This is a genomic window from Microbacterium sp. ISL-103 (genome assembly GCF_018613995.1).
GTDB lineage: Bacteria > Actinomycetota > Actinomycetes > Actinomycetales > Microbacteriaceae > Microbacterium.
This window is the reverse complement of record NZ_JAGGPD010000184.1, coordinates 1-1,382: the sequence shown is the minus strand read 5'-3', so window position 1 is coordinate 1,382 and position 1,382 is coordinate 1. Positions and strand designations below refer to the sequence as shown.

The 1,382-nt window shown below is 70.6% G+C and carries 1 protein-coding gene and 1 pseudogene; one reads left to right on the top strand and one right to left on the bottom strand.

Translation table 11 applies throughout. The annotated features are described in order from the left end of the window. On the top strand, positions 1 to 876 hold an 876-nt coding region (gene sepH, locus J7E68_RS07675), incomplete at its 5' end, for a septation protein SepH (RefSeq protein WP_215171406.1). Between the two features lie 118 nt (positions 877 to 994). On the opposite strand, the pseudogene J7E68_RS07670 reads toward sepH, so the two are convergent. Beyond that, positions 995 to 1,382 (bottom strand): annotated as a pseudogene (locus J7E68_RS07670) (alkaline phosphatase family protein); the annotation flags it as partial.

Here is a 1,382-nt window from a genome sequence, read left to right as displayed (position 1 = left end):
CCGCGAGACGTCCACGCGCAGTGCCGTGCCGGTCCCACCGCGCCGGGGGTCGCCGAACTCCTCGGCATCGCCGTCGCCGACGTCGTGCGCTTCGAAGGCCCCGTCCTCGCCGAGCGCGAGCACGTCATCGGCCAGGCTCTCGCCGTGCCCGTGCTGATCGGCAGCGAGGTCGAGCCCGATGCGCAGCCGACGTTCGGCACGGCGATCCGGGCCAAGCTCTCCGAGCTCGAGGCCTCCTCCGAGCGCTGGGCCAGCTGGAAGGACGAGAGCGGCTGGATCATCAAGCTCGAGTTCGTCGCGAACGAGGTCGACCACGACGCCCGGTGGAGCTTCGACCCGCGCCGCAGTGCGCTGGCACCGCTGAACGCCGATGCCACCCAGCTCTCCCGTCAAGGCGCCCTGCCCGAAGGGCTGATCCCGCGGCTGCGGGCGGTCGAGGCGGAGCGCCAGGCGTCGCCTTACAAGGACGACAGCCGCTTCGACTCCGGTGCGTTCGGCCCTCGTCTGGTGCCCACTCCCGACGCTGACCTCGACGACCCGGCCATGCCGGAGCGATCGAACGCCGCGGCGCAGGATGCGGCGATCAATCGGGCGCCCGACTCGTCGACGACCAGTCCTGAGACCGCCGATCTGCTCGAGGCGCTGCGCCGCAGGCGCGGGCAGCGCGAGACGGCGCCGATCCTCGATGAACGCGAAGACGACCAGGGGCAGAGCCCGATCGCACTCTTCGACGCCTTCGATGCGCCGCAGAAGGACGAGGAAGACGAGCCCGAGACGGCCCCCGAGCCCTCGAACGAAGCGAGTGGCCGCCGCAAACGGCGCAACGCCATGCCGTCGTGGGATGAGATCGTCTTCGGCGCACGCACCGACGAGTAACAGGAACTGACGAGTAACGGGCACCGCCGAGTAACGGGCACCGCCGAACAGCACTCGGAGCCGAGACCTCACTCGGTGCCGAGATCATTTCGGCGCCCCGATCAGCTCGTCTGCCCGATCAGCGGGTGAAAGCCCCGAATCGCAGCAGCGGCACCTGTCGCTCCTCGGGCGTGAGGCCGCCGTGCTGGCCCACCATGCCGCGGTTGCGCTGATCCTGGGCGGTGCCGTCGTACACGGCGTGGTTGCCGCGCGAGACGACGAGCAGGTCGCCGATGCGCGAGGCCGCTGCATCCGTCACCGTTCGACCGAACAGCCCGGAGTCGATGGCTTCCTGCCGCGTGCCGACATCGGCGCGACCGTCGAGGTCGCTGCTCCAGCGCGATGCGATCTCTGCCGCGTCGACGTCCGGATCGACGTACACATGGAGCATCCGCGGTTCCCCGCCGATCAGGCGCACACCGCCGCGATGCTCGGCCCCCAGCACGATCTCGCCGGTCGCCGGCACG